Origin of the sequence: Rhizobium sp. CB3090 (assembly GCF_029714285.1) — a bacterium.
Classification (GTDB): Bacteria; Pseudomonadota; Alphaproteobacteria; order Rhizobiales; family Rhizobiaceae; genus Rhizobium.
Genome location: NZ_CP121663.1, coordinates 826,474 through 843,265, shown reverse-complemented (window position 1 = coordinate 843,265; position 16,792 = coordinate 826,474). Strand labels below are relative to the sequence as shown.

The following is a 16,792-nucleotide window of genomic DNA, read 5'->3' as shown; positions in this document are numbered from 1 at the left end:
GCTTCTTTAGAGGCGCGCGCGTCTGTCGGAGCAGGGAGGGTACATGGTTGCGATAGCGGTACGCGCGCCTCATCGGCTGGCGTTGGAGGACGACAATTCATCTCTCGAATTGGCACCGGGCGAAGTTTCGATCCGGGTTGGCCGTGCCGGCATCTGCGGTTCGGATATCCATATCCTGCACGGCTCGAACCCTTTCGTCGTCTATCCCCGCATCATTGGCCATGAATTTGCCGGCACGGTGGAAGCGATCGGTGCGGGCGTTTCGCGCCTGTCGGTCGGGGATCATGTGGTTGCCGATCCCGTCATTTCCTGCGGAAAGTGCCATCCCTGCCGTATCGGCCGGTCGAATGTCTGCGCCAATCTCCAGGTGATCGGTGTACATCGCGATGGCGGCTTCCGGTCAGTGGCCGTCGTTCCCGAGGAAAATGCGGTAAAGGTTTCGCCATCCCTTGGCCTCGATATCGCTGCTCTTGCCGAGCCGCTGGCGGTTGCCGCAAACGTGTTGTCGCGTACCGGCTGCAGTCCCGAAGACGTGGTGTTGATCTACGGTGCGGGCACGGTCGGTCTGACTGTGCTGCAGGTCGCAAAGATGAAGGGCGCGCGCTGCATCGTCGCCGATATCGATGATAGGAGGCTCGAGCGTGCCCGCGAATTCGGCGCCGATGTCATATTCAATTCTCTGGAAAAGTCTGTTCCGGACATGGTTGCCGGCGAGCTGGACGGGCTCGGCCCATCGGTCGTCGTTGATGGTGCGGGAATTCCGTCCTTGCTGGAAGAGGCCTGCCGCGTGGCGGCGCCGGCCGGCAGGATCGGACTGCTTGGTTTTTCCTCCGCGCCTTGCAATGTCAGCCAGCAAGAGATCGTGCGAAAGGAACTGAGCCTCGTCGGTTCTCGTCTCAATCGCCGCTTCATTCCAGAGGTGATCGGCTGGCTGGAAAGCGGCGCTCTCAAGCCGGATGCGATGATCACGCAGACCTTTGCCGCCACTGACGCCGCGGCCGCCTTCGATCTCATCGAACGGCACCCCGAGCAGACGCTCAAGGTGCAGCTCGCCTTCGATGCCTAATCACCGCCGCGCCGTTTAGCGGAAGCATTCAACCTTATGACCTTGGGAGGGTATATCCATGTTTTTGAGACGCGCATTTTTGAGTCTTGTTGGCGGTCTGGCGATCGCCGCAGCCGTTTCGGTCCCGGCCTTTGCAGAATCCGGCAGTGTTCTTCAGTCGGTTCTTTCCAACGGCAAGCTTCGTGTCGCCGTGCTGGGCAGCTTGCCGCCCTATGCTACTGTCGGTGCTGACGGCGTGCCCGTCGGCTACGACATCGAAATCGCGAAAAAACTGGCGGCATCATTGAAGGTCGATCCGGAATTCGTTGTCACCGATATTCCGAGCCGCGTCACGTCTTTGCAGACCGGCAAGGTTGACGTGACGATCGCCGATTTCACCCGCAATGTCGAGCGCTCCACATCGGTTGCTTTTTCGAACCCCTATGTGGTGACCAATATGCGGCTGCTCGTGGCGGAAAGCGCGCCCTACAAGACGATCGATGAGGCCAATGCCGCCAAGATCCGCGTCGCCATTTCGCGCGGCGGCACGGCGGAGCGCGCTGTGCCCGCCCATATGCCCAATGCCCAGCTCGTCCGTTTCAACACCCAGGCTGACGAGCTCAGCGCTCTGCTGTCCGGACAGGTCGACGCGATGGCGGAAGACGATTTCTACAACCGCAAGGCCATCAGCGACAACGCGGGCAAGCTTCGCCAGGTCGACGGCTCGCTGGCGCGTGCCGAAATTGCCATCGGTGTTCCGGCTAGTGATGCCGATTGGCTGCGGGTCGTCAACCTGTTTGTTGATCAGTTCAACGCGTCCGGCGACAACAAGGCGCTTTTCAAAACCTGGTTCGGCTTCGACCAGCCTTCGCTGCAGGCACAATATTGATCCAAGGGGAGCGGCGTAAGCCGCTCCACCGTCCCGCGGAGAGAACCTGGCGGAGGGGACCATGCACTACACGCTCCAGTTTCGCAGCATTCGCGAATATCTGCCGCTGCTCTGGGATGCCGCACAGACCACGTTGAACCTTTCGGTTCTTGCCATCATTCTCAGCGTGATCATCGGCTGCGGATTGGCAATCATGCGCCGCAGCCAAAGCCGGCTCGCCCGCATTTTGGCGATCGCCTATATCGAGGTCATGCGGAACACGCCGCTTCTGGTCATTCTCTATATCGTCTATTTCGCGCTTCCCGCGATGGGATTGCGTTTCTCCTCCTTCACCGCCGCCTTGATCGGGCTGACGCTCAACAGCGCCGGCTACATGGCCGAGATCATTCGCGCCGGGCTTGTGGCGATCGCGCATGGCCAATTCGAAGCGGCGCGAGCGCAGGGTTTCAACCCCGCCCAGACCTATCGCCATATCATTCTGCCGCAGGTCTTTCGTGTCATTTATGCCCCGCTCGGCAATCAGGTCATCGCAGTCATCCTGGCGTCGTCGCTCGCTTCGGCGGTCGCCGTGGAGGATGTGGCCTCGTGGATGCAGACGGTCGGTTCCACCTCCTTCCGCTTCTTCGAAACTTTCCTGGTGGCTGCGGGTGTTTATCTGGTTCTCTGCCAGGCGGTGAACCTCATGCGCCTTGCGATCGGCCGCATGCTCTTCAAGGATAATGGTGTGCGCCGATGAACCACGATCTGGTTTCCTTTCTGCCGCTCTTTCTGAAGGCGGCCGCGCTGACGGTTTGGCTGTCGTGGCTCGCTCTGATGATCGGCGCCGTCGCCGGCGGCTTCGTGGCGCTGGCACGGACCTCCCGTTGGCTGCCGCTACGAGTGCTAGCGCTGCTTTTCGTTGAATTCTTTCGGTCCATTCCGATCCTGATCGTGCTGTTCTTCGCCTATTTCGGTCTGCCGGTCATGTTCAAGATCGATATCTCGACCTTTACTGCGGCGACGTTAGCGTTAGCGCTCCACGCAACGGCAACAATGTCGGAGGTCATGCGCGCCGGCATCGAGAGTGTCGGGCGCGGCCAATGGGAAGCCGCACAATCCTCCGGAATGACCTTTGCACAAACCATGCGGCATGTGGTCGGCCCGGAGGCTCTGAGGGTCGTCCTGCCGCCTTCGGTCGGTGTCTATGTGGCGACGCTGAAGGAATCGTCGCTGGCCTCAATCATCGGCTATGTCGAATTGACGAAGACCGGTCTTCTGGTCCGCGAAAGCACGGGCGGCGGCTTCGCCCCGCTGCTGATGCTCGGTGTCCTCTATTTTCTCATCAACTATGGAATCTCGCTGGCGGGAGGCGTGCTTGAGCGGCGCTACAACGTCGGAACGAAGCTCATGCTCGCTGGAGGCGGACAATGACGCAGGCAGTTCTTGAATTCGATAATGTCGTGAAGCGTTTTGGAAAGCGCACCATTCTCGATGGTATTTCCATGCAGGTGCGGTCCGGCGAGATCGTCTGCTTCATCGGCCCTTCCGGTACGGGCAAATCGACGCTGCTGCGCTGTGTCAACGGATTGGAAGATGTCCAGGGCGGCGAGATCCGTTTCGAGGGGCGGCCGGTGCTCGCGCATGAGCGCGGAGCCATAACAGCCGTCCGCCGTCGGATCGGCATGATCTTTCAGCACTTCAATCTCTATCCGCATCTGACGGCGCTTGAAAATGTCGTCCTCGCTTCGGTTGTCGTGCACAAGCAGGACCGGAAGACGGTGGAAGCCCGCGCAAAAGCCTTGTTCGAAAGAGTGCGCCTGTCGCACCGGATGAATGCCTATCCGGCGCAGATGTCGGGCGGCGAGCAGCAGCGCGTGGCGATCGCCCGTGCGCTTTGCGCCGAGCCGCATATTCTGCTGTTCGATGAGCCGACCTCCGCGCTCGATCCCGAAACCGTCGGCGAGGTTCTCGGCGTTATGCGCGACCTTGCCCGTGAGGGTCGCACAATGCTAGTCGTCACGCACGAAATTCGTTTCGCTGCCGATGTCGGCACACGGATGATCTTCATGGACGAGGGAAAAATCGTGGAAGACAGGGAGCCTCGTGCACTGATCGCAAATCCGAACAGTGAGCGAGCGCGGCGTTTCCTGAGCACCATTACAGCAGAGGCGCATTGAACCGATGGCCGTATCACCAATCCGCCCACGGTTGAGCATCAAGGATCTCTATGATGTTCTCTATATGCGCATTCTGACCGGCGAACTTCGTCCAGGTGCGGCCATTTCGGAAACACGGATCGCCGATGAGGTCGGTCTGAGCCGAACGCCGGTTCGACAGGTGTTTCAAAAGCTGGCCGATGCGGGTTTTCTTGTGGTCGTGCCACAGGTCGGCACCTATGTCGCGCCCATCGAGATCAGCGCGGTTCGTGACGCGCAATTCGTCCGCGAAATGCTGGAATGCAGTGCTGTCGCAGAAGCCGCCACGTCGTCCGTCGCGGATAAGGAAGCGCGGCTGCATCGGTTTCTGGAGGATCAACGCTGGCTGATCGGCAAGGGCGATCATATCGGCTTTTTCCTGTCTGATGAGGCGATGCACCGCGCGCTGATGGAAATCGCCGGGCATCCTCACGTCTGGGGCATGATCGCCTCGGCAAAGGTTTCCCTGGATCGTCTCCGGTATCTTTCGCTCGAGCGGATCGATTGGCTGGAGATGATCTTTCGTCAACACGAGGATTTGGTCGATCGCGTGGTGAAGGGCGATCCGGATGGGGCAACCAAAGTCATGCAAGCCCATCTGCGCACCGCTTTTGCCGCGATCGAGCGCATCGCGGCTGAAAATGCGGATTTCTTCGCGGAGTAGCGTTCAGGTGCACGAAAGGGGTTCGTTGCGAAAGTAAGGTGCATGACGTAAAGACCGTTCACCCCGAATCTCCGCTCGCCGATTCTGACCATCTTCCGCCCATGGACCAAATTCCCACACTCCGAATGCTGGCCTGGGCGCGCAATTCGACGATCTACCGTCTTGAACGCAAGATGATGACTGAGAAGCAGTTGTTCGACGCCATTGCGAGAAAAGCGAAACAGAAGTTCGAAGGCATCAGCGATGTGCAGATCAAGGCCGTCGCTGACTTCGCCGTCAAGTTCGCTTACGACCAGAACGCCCTTAACGACATCACCTATGCGGAGATCAGCACGCGGTCTGCGGTGCGCTCCGGCAAGTCAAAGAAGGCCATTGCCTATAAGCTCGCTTCGAAAGGCATAGAGAGCGATACGGTGGTGGCGGCTTTGGATGCCACGAATGATTTGTTTGCTGCGATCATCTTTGCTCGTAAACGTGGCTTCGGCCCCTTTCGCAGGGGTGAACTCGATGAAAAGCGAAAGACGAAAGAACTGTCCGCATTCGCCCGCAATGGATTCGGTTTAGAGATCGGCAAGGCGATTTTCCATATGAGCCGACAGGAGGCTGAAGACCTCCTACATTCGTCATCGGCTTTCTGATCGAAACAAGTCCGTTCGAATTCCTATGGCCCGATTGAAAGCGGAACTTGCACCCGGTAGTTTGGCCGCACGGAGCATGGTTTGCGGGGATTTGCATGAAGGCAGGCGTTCGATTTTGTTTGCTGGCGGTCGGTTTTGCATCATTGCCGGTAGTTGCACATGCCCAATGGCAGGCGGTCGAGAAGGTCCAAACCTATGCTGTCGCTGGGAAATCGGGCGCAGAGCTTTACGACTCGATCGGCGAGCGAGGACCGGAGATTGGCGGCAAAGCGCGCGCCATCGCGCATACGAGCTTTACGCTGACATGGACCAGGAAATACGAACCGCGGGGGGATGCCTGCGTATTGGCCTCAGCGCAGCCGAAGCTGACCATCACTTACATGCTGCCTAAGCCCTCGGCGCAACTGTCAGCTTCCACCAGAAGAAGCTGGGACACATTCATCGCCGGCGTGCACAAACATGAGCTCGTGCATGGCGATATGATCAAGGACATGGTGAAGGAAATCGAGGCGGCGAGCATCGGCCTGACTGCTGCCAACGACCCCGATTGCCGCAAGATCAGGAGCGATCTGACGAAGCGCTTGTCCGAGATTTCGAACAAGCAGCGGCAGCGAGCCCGGGATTTCGACAAAACCGAACTCAGCGATGGGGGCAATCTCCAGCAGCTCGTCCTCAAATTGGTGAGGGAGCAGTAGACCACGGCGCGATCCTATTGTGCCGCGGCCAAATGACTGTTGCCGATCGAAAGGCCTTCGGCGGTACGGACGAGTTCTGTGCCCAGAGCCGTCTTATGATCCTCTGAAACGTCGATTGGCAGGACGAAACAGATAGTCGCTTCGACAATGCCGTCCGAGTTCCAGATGGGCGCGGCCATGCATTGCGTGAAGCTATTGATCAGTCCCGTCGTGACGATCAGTTTCTTTTTCTTGGCTTCGCTGCATTCGCGAGCGAAATCCTCAAGCTCGACCGCACGTCCGTCGGGAAGGGTCAAATCGCCTTCCTCCAGCAATCTGCCGATTTCGTCCTGAGACAGGTGTGACAGCAGCAGCCGTCCCGATGCCGTCCAAGGGATCGGCACCTGCGATCCGATCTCCGAGCTGATGCGCAGCGGACGGGAGCCTGGGGCGGCATGGACGATCGCTTGCTTGTTTCTGTGGCGCACGCAGAGCTCGCTCGTCTCGCCGGTCTGTTTCGACAGCCGCTCGACGGCCTCCCTGCCGCGAATGATGATGTCGTTTTCCTGCAGATAGCGCGTGCCGTAGAGATAGAGCAGCTTGCCGAAATAGACCCGATTGTCGCTGCCATTGGTCTCCAGAATACCCGCGTCTGAAAGAATACCGACAAGATCGTAGATGGTCGATCGCGGGGCGTCGATCGCTTTCGGCAGGTCGGCGAGCCGCACGGCTTGTCCAGCCTTGTTCAGATAAGCGAGCAATTTCAAGACTCTATCGATGCCGCGTTCGCGAGGGCCGTGGGCCTCACGAGTCTTTCGCGCGCCTTCGTCATTCGAAACCATGGCAAAAATGCTCCATTGCTGCCGCTCTGGCATTGCGCCAGCGCTAAAATCGGTATATCGTCCTAAATATAAGAAACGTGTCTTATATACAAGACAAAGGCTTGGGAAACAAGCTTGATAACGGGAACTCTATCTCAAACGCGGAGGCTAACATGAACGATATTTCGCAGCGTCGTGATTTTTTGAAGCTGGGCCTGGGTGGCCTGGCGGTCGGTACAGCGGTTGGCCTGATGGCCAGCAGCGAAGAGGCGGCAGCTCAGGCTGCCAGCGATAGTTTGTTGCGCACGGTCCTGGATCGCGGCCATCTGATTGTCGGCACCGGCAGCACCAATGCTCCCTGGCATTTCGAGAATGACGCCGGCGAACTGGTCGGTATGGACATCACCATGGGTCGGATTCTTGCCAAGGGCCTGTTCGACGACGAGACCAAGGTCGAATTCGTCAAGCAGGATGCGCAGCAGCGCATTCCGAACATCGTCACCGGCAAGGTCGACATTACCATCCAGTTCATGACGATGACGGCGCAGCGCGCGCAACTCATCAACTTCTCTCGGCCCTATTATGTCGAAGGTGTAGCTCTGCTGACCCGTCCGGACGCCGACAACAAGACTTTTGACAAGCTCCTGGCCGGCGGCAGCAACACGCGGATTTCCATCCTCCAGAACGTGGATGCGGAAAAGACCGTTCACCTCGTTCTGCCGGATGCGCAGGTCATGCAGATCGACACGCAGGCGAACGTCATTCAGGCATTGGAAGCCAAGCGTGTCGACGCGGCCGCAGTCGATCTGTCGACGGTACGCTGGCTGGCATCGCGTACGCCCGATCGGTATTTCGACGCCGGCAAGCAATGGAATGCCATGCTTTACGGCGCTGCCCTCCGTCAGGGCGATCTCGACTGGCTGTGTTTCGTCAATACGACGTTCAACACGGCGATGTTCGGGCATGAATCGGCGCTCTACGATGCCGCCTTCAAGCAATATTTCGGCCTGGATGCGCCGGTGCGCAAGCCGGGTTTCCCGACCATCTGATCTGAACGGAGCCAGCGCGGCCTCGCCTGCGCTGGCTCGGCAGCAGACATCGATCGCATAGCAGGAGACGGCGGCCGGTATGGGCTATCACCTGAATTTCAATCTTATCTGGCGACATATCGACAAGCTGTGGGGCGGGCTTCTACTCAGTCTTGAGCTTGCTGTTATTTCCATCGCTATCGGCGCCCTGATAGGGTTGGTCCTCGCCATTTGGTATGTATCGGCGGGCAAAGTCGCTCGCAGCTTCATCGCTGCCTACGTCGAGTTCATCCGCAACGTGCCGCTGATCCTGCTCGTCTATCTCGTCTTCTATGGACTTCCGACAGCAGTGAACATTGCCTACAGCGCCACAACGTCGTTCGTCATCACCCTGTCGGTCTATGCCGGCGCTTACCTGGTCGAGGTCTTCCGGTCCGGCCTGGAGGCCGTGCCGCGTGGCCAGATCGATGCCGGCAAGGCGATCGGGCTGACGCCGCTGCAGCGGCTCCTCTACGTCCGTCTGCCGACGATGACGCGCATTACCCTGCCGGCGCTTTCCAACACCTTCATCTCCTTGTTCAAGGATACGTCGGTCGCCTCGGTCATCGCCGTTCCCGAGCTCACATACGGGGCGCAATGGATCAATTTCAATACGTTCCGCATCGTCGAGGTCTACATCATCGCGACCCTGATGTATCTCGTCACGGGCTATCTCATCCTGTTCGGCCTGCGGCGGCTGGAAGGTCATTTCCGGGTGGAGCGATAGAATGGCTGCGATCCTCTATGCTCTGCCGTTCCTCCTGAAAGGCCTGCTGATAACGCTTTGGGTCTCCGCGATCGTCGTCGCGCTTTCGCTTGGCATCGGCATCGTCTTTGGCGTCGGGCTGATCTATGGCCCTTGGCCAGTCAAGCTCCTCGTACGCTTTTTCAGCGATTGCATCCGCGGCATTCCGATCCTCGTTCTCATCTTCATCGTCTATTACGGGTTTCCGGCGATCGGTCTGCATATCGTCGCCTTTTGGGCCGGTGTCGTCGCCTTGACATTGTTCAAATCGGCGCAGGTGGTCGAATATGTACGCGGCGCCGTCCTCTCCATCCCGAGGGGACAGATGGAAGCCGGCATGTCCATCGGCCTGACCTTTGTACAGCGGCTGCGCTATGTCATCTTTCCGCAGGCGACCCGCCGTTTTCTGCCGCCATGGATCAATGGCGTGACCGACGCGGTGAAAGGAAGCGCTCTGATCTCGCTGCTCGGCATCGTCGATCTTATGCAGTCGATCAACGAAGTGATCGGCCGGACCTATGAGGCCATGCCGCTCTATCTCCTCGGGGCCTTCATCTATTTCGCGATCAACTACAGTCTCTCCAGCCTGAGCCGGAGAATGGAGCGCCGCTACTCCTACATCAGGGATTGACCGTCATGAACAATACGCAATCAACCACGCCGCTCCTCAGAATACGCAATGTCGCCAAGGCGTTCGGACCCGTCCAGGTTCTGCATTCCATCGATATGGATGTCGTGAAAGGTGAGGTCGTCTCGGTCATTGGTCCTTCGGGCAGTGGCAAGACCACGCTTTTGCGCTGCGTGAACTTTCTAGAAAGCTACGACAGCGGCTCGATCCAGATCGATGGAGCGGAAGTCGGCTATCGCGACGGTGCCAATCAGCAGCGCCGCGGCGAGAGGGACCTGGCGCGCATGCGCGCCGAAACGGGCATGGTTTTTCAGAGCTTCAATCTCTTTCCGCATCTGACTGCGGCCGAAAATGTGATGCTCGGTCTTCAGAAGGTTCGGGGCAAACCGAAAAAGGAGGCGCGGGAGATCGCCGAACATTGGCTCAATCGCGTGGGCCTCGGACACCGCATCGACAATCTCCCGTCGGAACTGTCTGGTGGTCAGCAGCAGCGCGTCGGCATCGCGCGCGCCGTGGCCATGGACCCCAAGATCCTGCTGCTCGACGAAATCACTTCGGCGCTCGATCCTGAGCTGGTGAATGAAGTTCTCGATGTTGTCAGGCAGTTGGCAGACGAGGGCATGACGATGCTCATGGTCACCCATGAGATTGCCTTTGCCCGGGATGCCAGCGACCGCATCGTCTTCATGGCTGACGGAAAAGTGTCCGCCCAAGGCGCGCCGAAGGATCTTCCGGCGCTGGTAGCCGAGAATGAACGGTTGAAGGCTTTTCTGTCCCGCTTCCATGCGGCGGCCCCGGCTGTCTGAGATCGAACGGGAGTAAGGAGATGACGCCTCATGAGCGGTTAAAGGCTCTCGGCCTGGAGCTCTTCACACCGCCGACGCCAATCGGCAATTTTCGCAATGTCGTCCGCTGCGGTTCGCTGCTGTTCCTGTCGGGGCAGGGACCTTTGGACGCCGATGGTACGCTGCGAACGGGGAAGGTCGGGCAGGATGTGGATGTCGCAACCGCTTATCAGCATGCGCGGCTGACCGGGCTCAATCTCCTATCGGCGCTGTCGGCCAGCATCGGCGATCTCGGTCAGGTCAAGCAGATCGTGAAATTATTGGGCTTCGTGAACGCGACACCGGAATTTACCGAACACCCGAAGGTCATCAACGGCTGTTCGGACCTGTTCGTCGACATCTTCGGCGATATAGGCATGCATGCGCGCTCGGCAATCGGCGTCGGTTCGCTGCCGAATAATATCACCGTCGAAATCGAAGCGATTTTCGAAATTCACAGCTAAAGGTCCGATCCCATGGTTGCGACCACCAAAGGCTAAGGAAAGGCCGTCCGACGCGATGTTGGTGCCGCGGAAATCGACCGCAACGTTCGCAAATGGCCGGACTGACGGGAAGCCTCCCTTAAACGGTATCGGCTCCGATAGCAGCAAGCGCGGCGCGGGCGACTTCGAAATCCTGATCGCCCGTGCCCGATCCCACGCCGATCGCGCCGGCAAGCCGTCCGCCGAAACGGATGGGCAGGCCGCCCGGCAGATGCGTGACGCCGCCCTGCGAGGCAATGCCGGCAGCCGTGGCGGATTCGAAGGAGATGGCGCCGGTCGGCGCATTGATCGAGGCGGCGGTGCGTGCCTTGGCGCGAGCCGTGTGCATGCTCAGATATTTCGCGCCATCCATCCGGATGCTCGCGATGGTTTCGCCGCTGGCATCGACGATGAAGACGCATTGCGGAATAGCCATCTTCTCGGCATGGGCGATCGCCGCCACAAGAGCCTGCATGGCACCGGAATGGGACAGCACCAAAGTTTCGCGTGTGACGGACATGGGCTTATAGCTCCTGTGGAATCGAAGTCTGATGGCAAACATAGGCCGTGAGGCCTGAATAGACCGGGATTCTCATAGTTGGCAACGCCAAGACTGAGGGTTGGTGAAGTGCCGCCGAGTTCCTTTTCGGCTTCGGGCTGGCACGGACGCAAGCAGGGGCGGCCCAAGGCGCGGAATTCAGCCACGGCTGATGAAAGATGTTTCTGGAGCCAGATGAGCTTGTCCGGATAAACTATTAATATTCAATAATTTTTTTGGAAAACTATTCCGTCGCCGTGCTCGGCGACGGGATTTCGGTTTGGCGTATTGGCGAAGACACCGATCAGCGGCCCTTCTGTTTTCGCCACTCGGCGAACTTGACCTTCGGCGCGTCGCTGGTTGCCGGGTAAAGTCCGATGATGGTCGCACCATTCAAGACTTCCTCAGTGACGAAATCCTCGTAAGCAGTCATCTCGACAGTCTCATCGGCGATTTCATTGGCGAGGTGGGCCGGGATGACGATCACCCCCTCGTTGTCGCCGACGAGAACATCGCCGGGGAAAACCGCGACATCGCCGCAGCCGATCGGTCCATTTATTTCTATGGCCTGATGTAGCGTCAGGTTTGTCGGCGCGGACGGGCGATGATGATAGGCGGGGATATCGAGATTGGCGATTTCCGGACTATCGCGAAAGCCGCCATCGGTGACGACGCCGGCGACGCCTCGCACCTGCAGCCGCGATATCAGGATCGAGCCGGCCGAGGCCGCACGCGCATCCTTCCGGCTGTCCATGACGAGGACGGCACCGGGCGGGCACTTTTCGACTGCCGCGCGCTGCGGATGCTCAGGATTGCGGAAAACGTCGAGTGTGTTCAGGTCTTCGCGCGCGGGGATGTAGCGCAACGTGAAAGCCTGACCAACCATGTTCGCCTTCTTCGGCGACAGCGGGCGCACATCTTGGATGAATTGGTTGCGAAGGCCGCGCTTGAAGAGAGCCGTGGCGATCGTCGGCGTGGCAACGCCCATCAGCTTGTTGCGGGTCTCGCTGCTCAGCACGTAATTGCTCATGATATCGTCCTCAATAAATATCGGGTTCGCCCGGTGTGGGGCCAAATCCGGTTTCCAGGAAATCAAAATCGCAGCCCGTGTCTGCCTGCGCCACGTGGCGGGCGAACATCCAGCCATAGCCACGGCCGAATTTTTCGGCAGGCTTGACCCAGGCTTCGCGCCGGCGCTGCAATTCGTCCTCACTCACCAGCATATCGATCCGCCGTGCTTCGAGATCGAGGCGAACAATATCGCCGTTCTTTAACAGCGCCAGCGGGCCGCCGACATGTGACTCCGGAGAGACATGCAGGATGCAGGCACCATAGCTCGTGCCGCTCATGCGGGCGTCGGACAGGCGCAGCATGTCGCGATGACCCTGCTTCAGCAGCGCCTTAGGTATCGGCAGCATGCCCCATTCCGGCATGCCGGGACCGCCCTGCGGGCCGGCGCCGCGCAGCACCATGACGTGGTCGGGTGTGATGGCGAGATTTTCGTCGTCCACCGCCGCTTTCATCTCCGGATAGCTGTCGAACACCAGAGCCGGCCCCTGATGCTTGTGAAAGCGCGGATCGCAGGCGGCCGGCTTGATGACGGCTCCACTGGGCGCGAGATTGCCTTTCACGACCGCGAGGGACCCCTCGTGATAGACGGGATTGTCGAGCGAGCGGATGACGTCGTCATTGTAGCACTTTGCCCCTTCCAGGGTCTCTCCGAGGGTGACGCCTGAAACCGTCAGCGCGGAGAGATCGAGCTTGGAGGCAAGCTTTGCCATCAGTGCCCGCAGGCCGCCGGCATAGTAGAAGTCTTCCATCAGATAAGTCTTCCCGGTCGGCCGGATATTGGCCAGCACCGGCGTCGTGCGTCCAGCCTTGTCGAGATCGTCAAGCGTAAGGTCGACGCCGGCACGTCGCGCCATTGCAATCAAATGCACGACCGCATTGGTGGAGCAGCCGGTCGCCATAGCCACGGCAACGGCGTTGCCGACGGCGGCAGCCGTGACGATCTTCTCGGGGACAAGGTCCGCCCAGACCATCTCGACAATGCGGCGGCCGACAGCCGAGGACATGCGGATGTGGTTGGAATCGGCTGCCGGGATCGAACTTGCTCCAGGTAAGGTCAGGCCCAGCGCTTCGGCGATCGCCGTCATCGTGCTTGCCGTGCCCATCGTCATGCAGTGGCCATAGGAGCGGGCGATGCCGGCTTCGACTTCGACCCATTCCTTCTCCGAAATAGCGCCCACGCGGCGCTCGTCCCAGAACTTCCAGGCATCGGAACCGGAGCCCAGATATTCGCCGCGAAAATTGCCGCGCAGCATCGGGCCGGCGGGCAGGTAGATCATCGGCAGGCCCATGCTGAGCGCACCCATGACAAGGCCGGGTGTGGTCTTGTCGCAGCCGCCCATCAGCACAGCACCATCGACCGGATGTGAGCGCAGCAGTTCCTCCGCCTCCATCGCCAACATGTTGCGGTAGAGCATGGTGGTCGGTTTGACATAGCTTTCAGACAGCGACAGCGCCGGCAGTTCCAGAGGAAAGCCGCCGGCCTGAAGGATGCCGCGTTTCACGTCTTCGACCCGGTGCTTGAAATGCGCGTGGCAGGGATTGGCATCAGACCAGGTATTCAGGATGGCGATGACGGGCTTGCCCGCCCATTCTTCCGGCGCATAGCCCATCTGCATGGTGCGCGAACGATGTCCGGAACTTCTGAGGTCGTCGGGCGCGAACCATCTGGCGCTGCGCAATTCCGCCGATTTCCTTTTGGCATTCATGTCTTAGGACCTTATATTCAACTATTAGAAGAGATGAATTCGCGCAGGATAATCATTCCTTCATGCCCCACTTCTGCAGGGTTCGACGCTCGATCGTTTGGAAAACCAGGTTCTCGACGATAAGGCCGATGACGATGACCGTCAGCAGGCCGGCGAAGACCGACGGGATGTCGAGAAGATTGCGGTTTTCGAAGATGAACCATCCAAGACCGCCTTGGCCGGACGAAACGCCGAAGACGAGTTCGGCGGCGATCAATGTGCGCCAGGAGAAGGCCCAGCCGATCTTCAGACCGGTCAGGATCGATGGAAAGGCAGCAGGGATGAGAATGCGGAACACGTAGGATAGTCCGGTCAGTCCGTAGTTGGCCCCCACCATGCGCAGCGTCCGCGAAACGCCGAGAAAGCCGGCATGTGTGTTGAGGGCGACTGCCCAGAGCACGGAATGCACGAGCACGAAGACGAGGCTTGCCGGGCCCAGACCGAACCAAATGAGCGCCAGCGGCAGCAGCGAGATCGCCGGCAGCGGATTGAACATCGCCGTCATCGTCTCGAGGAAATCGGTGCCAATACGGGTGTTGATGGCGACGACGGTCAGGATGGCGGCGAGCACCGTCCCCGTCACATAGCCTGTGATCAAAATCTTCAGCGTGGTCCAGATGCGTTCGGGCAGCACGCCATCGGCAAAGCGATCATAGAGCGCCGTCAGCGTGTCGCTGAGCGTCGGGAAAAGCAGCGGATTGTCGAGATGTCGCGCATAGGTCTCCCAGACGATGGCAAGGATGACGATCAGCAGCGATTTGCGGAAGAAGCTCGATTGCCAAAGAAGTTCGGCGGCGCCGAGCTTCTGTTCGACAGCAGCGATGTGGCCTGCCGATTCGGCCCTCTCGGCCGCGAGGATGATCTGCGGTGCGCTCATGGCCTATTCCCTATGTCCTGCTTCGGCAAACAGCATGTGATGGATTTCCTGCTCCAGCTCGGCCGCGGCCGCGGCATCGTGGCGGACCGCTTCGACATTGCGGATCTCGGCCTTGACGCGGCCGGGATGCGGTGAAAGCAGCAGGATGCGGTTGGAGATCTTGATCGCCTCGGCGATCGAATGGGTGACGAAGATGACGGTGAAATGCGTATCTTCCCAAAGCTGTAGAAGCTCGTCCTGCATCTGCCGGCGGGTCAGCGCATCGAGTGCCGCAAAAGGTTCGTCCATCAGCAGGATATCGGGCTGCATGGCCATGCCACGGGCGATCGCCACACGCTGCTTCATGCCGCCTGAGAGCATGTGCGGATAGGTATCGACAGCACGCGTGAGCTTGACCTTCTCGATATAGTCGCGGGCGATAGCCTCGGCTTCCGCGCGGGGCAGGCGGCGAGCAGTCGTTAGCGGAAACATGACGTTTTCAAGGACGGTCTTCCAGGGCAGGAGCTGATCGAATTCCTGGAAAACCATCATCCGGTCGGCGCCCGGCTTCTTGACCGGATGTCCCTTGATCTCGATGCGCCCCGCCGTCGGCGTCAGATAGCCGCCGATGGCCTTCAGCAATGTCGATTTTCCGCAACCGGACGGTCCGAGAAGCACGAACCGGTCGGATTGAGCGAGCGAAAAGCTGACCTCTTCGGTGGCGGTGATCAAAAGGTTCGGCGTCTTGTAGCGAAGCGTCACCTTGTCGACGTTCAACAGTGGTTTGGCCACGGCCGTTTCGGTCGGCGGGGCATCGGTTGCAACTTTTGCCTGAAGCATGAGGTCCTCCAAGAGATAGCTAAAGGCGGCATTGGCGCCGCCAACAGGCTTCAATTGCCGTTCAGATCCGCCGCTTCGGGCAGATAGTAATCGGTCCAGGCTTTCGGCATCGTCTTCAAGGTTCCGATCTTATGGAGGTGCGCCGCGAATTTCATGGTTCCCTGCGGATCCATGCGGAATTCCATCATGTGCGGTTGATTGAGGATCGCCAGGAGATCGTCGACGCTGGTCTTGTCGCCGCTGACCGTCTTGTAAGCTTCGACGGCTGTCTTCGGGTCTTTCTTGATCACATCGATGGCGTCGGCCGTTGCTTCGCGGACGGCCTTAATGATCGTGGGGTTGGCGGTGGCGAATTGCGTCGTCGTGAAGAAGGTGCCTTGAGTCAGCTCACCGCCGATGATGTCGCGCGAATTGACGACCTCATGAACACCCGGCTGCTTGAGTTCCAGATATTGGAAAGGCGGGGCAGAGAAATGGCTCTTCACCTCATGGTTCTGGTTGGCAAGCGCTGCCATGGCGTCGGGATGACCAAGCTGCACCGTGTTGGCATCGAACTTGTGGACCTGATCGTCACCATACATGTGGGCAGCGGCCATCTGCAGCAGGATCGCCTGCGTCGAAACGCCGACCGTCGGCACGGCAATCTTGTCGCCCGGCTGGATGTCCTTCAGAGATTTGATGCGCGGATCGCGTGAGACCATGATGACCGGCTGCGCGGAATTGGTGACGATGCCTTTGACCTTGCCTCTGGTGCGGTCCCAGAGCAGCAGCAGATTGCCGGTGCCGGTGTTGACGATGTCGACGCTGCCGGCAAGCAACGCATCGGTTTGCGCGCCGCCGCCGCTAAAAGTGCGCCATTCGACCTTGACGCCCGGCAGGCCGTCAGCCTCTGCGCGTTTCTCGATAAGCTTCTGCGTCTCCATGACATGGCTGACGAGATAAAGAATGCCTGGCTGGCGGGTGATCGAAATATCGGTTTTTTCGGCAGCGCTTGCCGAAAAGGCGCCGGCCAGCATCACGGCGGCCGCGGTCATGCCGCGAAGAAATCCTCTCATTATGTCCTCCCAAATTGCGCAAACCCGTGAAATCGC

Annotated in this window: 20 protein-coding genes; 13 read left to right on the top strand and 7 right to left on the bottom strand. The window is 59.4% G+C overall.

Annotation, left to right across the window (positions count from 1 at the left end; all coding sequences use genetic code 11):
* Positions 1 to 43 precede the first annotated feature (43 nt).
* The 8 genes from QA646_RS22525 to QA646_RS22490 all read left to right on the top strand — a co-directional run bounded on the left by QA646_RS22525 (position 44) and on the right by QA646_RS22490 (position 6,105).
* Positions 44 to 1,066: a Zn-dependent oxidoreductase gene (locus tag QA646_RS22525; RefSeq protein ID WP_283060463.1), complete on the top strand. Its 1,023-nt coding sequence runs from the start codon at positions 44 to 46 to the stop codon at positions 1,064 to 1,066.
* A 58-nt stretch (positions 1,067 to 1,124) separates the two neighbouring features.
* Entirely contained in the window at positions 1,125 to 1,934 is an 810-nt protein-coding gene (locus QA646_RS22520) for a transporter substrate-binding domain-containing protein (RefSeq protein WP_283060462.1), read from the top strand.
* 61 nt (positions 1,935 to 1,995) lie between these two features.
* Entirely contained in the window at positions 1,996 to 2,670 is a 675-nt protein-coding gene (locus tag QA646_RS22515) for an amino acid ABC transporter permease (protein WP_283060461.1), read from the top strand.
* The gene (locus tag QA646_RS22510) at positions 2,667 to 3,344 is read left to right on the top strand and encodes an amino acid ABC transporter permease (RefSeq protein WP_283060460.1); all 678 of its coding nucleotides are present in this window, start codon (positions 2,667 to 2,669) and stop codon (positions 3,342 to 3,344) included. Before QA646_RS22515 ends, QA646_RS22510 begins: the two co-directional genes overlap by 4 nt.
* Positions 3,341 to 4,090 carry an amino acid ABC transporter ATP-binding protein gene (locus tag QA646_RS22505; RefSeq protein WP_283060459.1) on the top strand — a complete coding sequence of 250 codons (750 nt, stop codon included), beginning with the start codon at positions 3,341 to 3,343 and terminating at the stop codon, positions 4,088 to 4,090. The genes QA646_RS22510 and QA646_RS22505 overlap by 4 nt, the downstream gene beginning before the upstream one ends.
* Positions 4,091 to 4,094: 4 nt before the next feature.
* A complete protein-coding gene (locus QA646_RS22500; protein ID WP_283060458.1) occupies positions 4,095 to 4,772 on the top strand; it encodes a GntR family transcriptional regulator in 678 nt (225 codons plus the stop codon).
* Between the two features lie 101 nt (positions 4,773 to 4,873).
* The gene (gene recX, locus QA646_RS22495) at positions 4,874 to 5,410 is read left to right on the top strand and encodes a recombination regulator RecX (protein WP_283060457.1); all 537 of its coding nucleotides are present in this window, start codon (positions 4,874 to 4,876) and stop codon (positions 5,408 to 5,410) included.
* Positions 5,411 to 5,505: 95 nt separating this feature from the next.
* Complete coding sequence (locus QA646_RS22490; protein WP_283060456.1) at positions 5,506 to 6,105, top strand: DUF922 domain-containing protein; 600 nt, start codon at positions 5,506 to 5,508, stop codon at positions 6,103 to 6,105.
* Between the two features lie 14 nt (positions 6,106 to 6,119).
* On the opposite strand, the gene QA646_RS22485 is transcribed toward QA646_RS22490, so the two are convergent.
* Positions 6,120 to 6,926, bottom strand: coding sequence for an IclR family transcriptional regulator (locus QA646_RS22485; RefSeq protein ID WP_283060455.1), 807 nt, complete (start codon positions 6,924 to 6,926; stop codon positions 6,120 to 6,122).
* A gap of 152 nt (positions 6,927 to 7,078) precedes the next feature.
* Here QA646_RS22485 and QA646_RS22480 point away from each other — a divergent pair, with 152 nt between their 5' ends.
* The 5 genes from QA646_RS22480 (at position 7,079) to QA646_RS22460 (ending at position 10,633) form a co-directional block, all read left to right on the top strand.
* Complete coding sequence (locus QA646_RS22480) at positions 7,079 to 7,954, top strand: transporter substrate-binding domain-containing protein (RefSeq protein ID WP_283060454.1); 876 nt, start codon at positions 7,079 to 7,081, stop codon at positions 7,952 to 7,954.
* A 79-nt stretch (positions 7,955 to 8,033) separates the two neighbouring features.
* Complete coding sequence (locus QA646_RS22475) at positions 8,034 to 8,699, top strand: amino acid ABC transporter permease (protein WP_283060453.1); 666 nt, start codon at positions 8,034 to 8,036, stop codon at positions 8,697 to 8,699.
* A gap of 1 nt (position 8,700) precedes the next feature.
* Complete coding sequence (locus tag QA646_RS22470; protein ID WP_283060452.1) at positions 8,701 to 9,348, top strand: amino acid ABC transporter permease; 648 nt, start codon at positions 8,701 to 8,703, stop codon at positions 9,346 to 9,348.
* Positions 9,349 to 9,353: 5 nt separating this feature from the next.
* Positions 9,354 to 10,151: an amino acid ABC transporter ATP-binding protein gene (locus QA646_RS22465; protein ID WP_283060451.1), complete on the top strand. Its 798-nt coding sequence runs from the start codon at positions 9,354 to 9,356 to the stop codon at positions 10,149 to 10,151.
* A 20-nt stretch (positions 10,152 to 10,171) separates the two neighbouring features.
* Positions 10,172 to 10,633 carry a RidA family protein gene (locus QA646_RS22460; RefSeq protein ID WP_283060450.1) on the top strand — a complete coding sequence of 154 codons (462 nt, stop codon included), beginning with the start codon at positions 10,172 to 10,174 and terminating at the stop codon, positions 10,631 to 10,633.
* A gap of 118 nt (positions 10,634 to 10,751) precedes the next feature.
* On the opposite strand, the gene QA646_RS22455 is transcribed toward QA646_RS22460, so the two are convergent.
* The 6 genes from QA646_RS22455 to QA646_RS22430 form a co-directional block, all read right to left on the bottom strand.
* Positions 10,752 to 11,171 carry a heme-binding protein gene (locus QA646_RS22455; RefSeq protein ID WP_283060449.1) on the bottom strand — a complete coding sequence of 140 codons (420 nt, stop codon included), beginning with the start codon at positions 11,169 to 11,171 and terminating at the stop codon, positions 10,752 to 10,754.
* Between the two features lie 322 nt (positions 11,172 to 11,493).
* The gene (locus tag QA646_RS22450) at positions 11,494 to 12,219 is read right to left on the bottom strand and encodes a ribonuclease activity regulator RraA (protein WP_283060448.1); all 726 of its coding nucleotides are present in this window, start codon (positions 12,217 to 12,219) and stop codon (positions 11,494 to 11,496) included.
* Between the two features lie 10 nt (positions 12,220 to 12,229).
* Positions 12,230 to 13,966, bottom strand: a complete 1,737-nt coding sequence (gene araD, locus QA646_RS22445) for an L-arabinonate dehydratase (protein ID WP_283060447.1) — start codon at positions 13,964 to 13,966, stop codon at positions 12,230 to 12,232.
* 52 nt (positions 13,967 to 14,018) lie between these two features.
* Positions 14,019 to 14,882 (bottom strand): ABC transporter permease, encoded by an 864-nt coding sequence (locus tag QA646_RS22440; protein ID WP_283060446.1) that lies wholly within the window; start codon positions 14,880 to 14,882, stop codon positions 14,019 to 14,021.
* Positions 14,883 to 14,885: 3 nt separating this feature from the next.
* The gene (locus tag QA646_RS22435) at positions 14,886 to 15,701 is read right to left on the bottom strand and encodes an ABC transporter ATP-binding protein (RefSeq protein ID WP_283060445.1); all 816 of its coding nucleotides are present in this window, start codon (positions 15,699 to 15,701) and stop codon (positions 14,886 to 14,888) included.
* A gap of 50 nt (positions 15,702 to 15,751) precedes the next feature.
* Entirely contained in the window at positions 15,752 to 16,756 is a 1,005-nt protein-coding gene (locus QA646_RS22430; RefSeq protein ID WP_283060444.1) for an ABC transporter substrate-binding protein, read from the bottom strand.
* Positions 16,757 to 16,792: the final 36 nt, after the last annotated feature.

Excerpts from the sequence above, each read along its gene's own strand:
- QA646_RS22525 (WP_283060463.1), top strand. The coding sequence starts at position 44 with ATGGTTGCGATAGCGGTACGCGCGCCTCATCGGCTGGCGTTGGAGGAC.
- QA646_RS22435 (WP_283060445.1), bottom strand. The coding sequence starts at position 15,701 with ATGCTTCAGGCAAAAGTTGCAACCGATGCCCCGCCGACCGAAACGGCC.
- QA646_RS22475 (WP_283060453.1), top strand. The coding sequence starts at position 8,034 with ATGGGCTATCACCTGAATTTCAATCTTATCTGGCGACATATCGACAAG.
- QA646_RS22430 (WP_283060444.1), bottom strand. The coding sequence starts at position 16,756 with ATGAGAGGATTTCTTCGCGGCATGACCGCGGCCGCCGTGATGCTGGCC.
- QA646_RS22455 (WP_283060449.1), bottom strand. The coding sequence starts at position 11,171 with ATGTCCGTCACACGCGAAACTTTGGTGCTGTCCCATTCCGGTGCCATG.
- QA646_RS22470 (WP_283060452.1), top strand. The coding sequence starts at position 8,701 with ATGGCTGCGATCCTCTATGCTCTGCCGTTCCTCCTGAAAGGCCTGCTG.
- QA646_RS22450 (WP_283060448.1), bottom strand. The coding sequence starts at position 12,219 with ATGAGCAATTACGTGCTGAGCAGCGAGACCCGCAACAAGCTGATGGGC.
- QA646_RS22510 (WP_283060460.1), top strand. The coding sequence starts at position 2,667 with ATGAACCACGATCTGGTTTCCTTTCTGCCGCTCTTTCTGAAGGCGGCC.
- QA646_RS22480 (WP_283060454.1), top strand. The coding sequence starts at position 7,079 with ATGAACGATATTTCGCAGCGTCGTGATTTTTTGAAGCTGGGCCTGGGT.
- QA646_RS22505 (WP_283060459.1), top strand. The coding sequence starts at position 3,341 with ATGACGCAGGCAGTTCTTGAATTCGATAATGTCGTGAAGCGTTTTGGA.
- QA646_RS22520 (WP_283060462.1), top strand. The coding sequence starts at position 1,125 with ATGTTTTTGAGACGCGCATTTTTGAGTCTTGTTGGCGGTCTGGCGATC.
- QA646_RS22490 (WP_283060456.1), top strand. The coding sequence starts at position 5,506 with ATGAAGGCAGGCGTTCGATTTTGTTTGCTGGCGGTCGGTTTTGCATCA.
- QA646_RS22465 (WP_283060451.1), top strand. The coding sequence starts at position 9,354 with ATGAACAATACGCAATCAACCACGCCGCTCCTCAGAATACGCAATGTC.
- araD (WP_283060447.1), bottom strand. The coding sequence starts at position 13,966 with ATGAATGCCAAAAGGAAATCGGCGGAATTGCGCAGCGCCAGATGGTTC.
- QA646_RS22515 (WP_283060461.1), top strand. The coding sequence starts at position 1,996 with ATGCACTACACGCTCCAGTTTCGCAGCATTCGCGAATATCTGCCGCTG.
- recX (WP_283060457.1), top strand. The coding sequence starts at position 4,874 with ATGGACCAAATTCCCACACTCCGAATGCTGGCCTGGGCGCGCAATTCG.
- QA646_RS22485 (WP_283060455.1), bottom strand. The coding sequence starts at position 6,926 with ATGGTTTCGAATGACGAAGGCGCGCGAAAGACTCGTGAGGCCCACGGC.
- QA646_RS22500 (WP_283060458.1), top strand. The coding sequence starts at position 4,095 with ATGGCCGTATCACCAATCCGCCCACGGTTGAGCATCAAGGATCTCTAT.
- QA646_RS22460 (WP_283060450.1), top strand. The coding sequence starts at position 10,172 with ATGACGCCTCATGAGCGGTTAAAGGCTCTCGGCCTGGAGCTCTTCACA.
- QA646_RS22440 (WP_283060446.1), bottom strand. The coding sequence starts at position 14,882 with ATGAGCGCACCGCAGATCATCCTCGCGGCCGAGAGGGCCGAATCGGCA.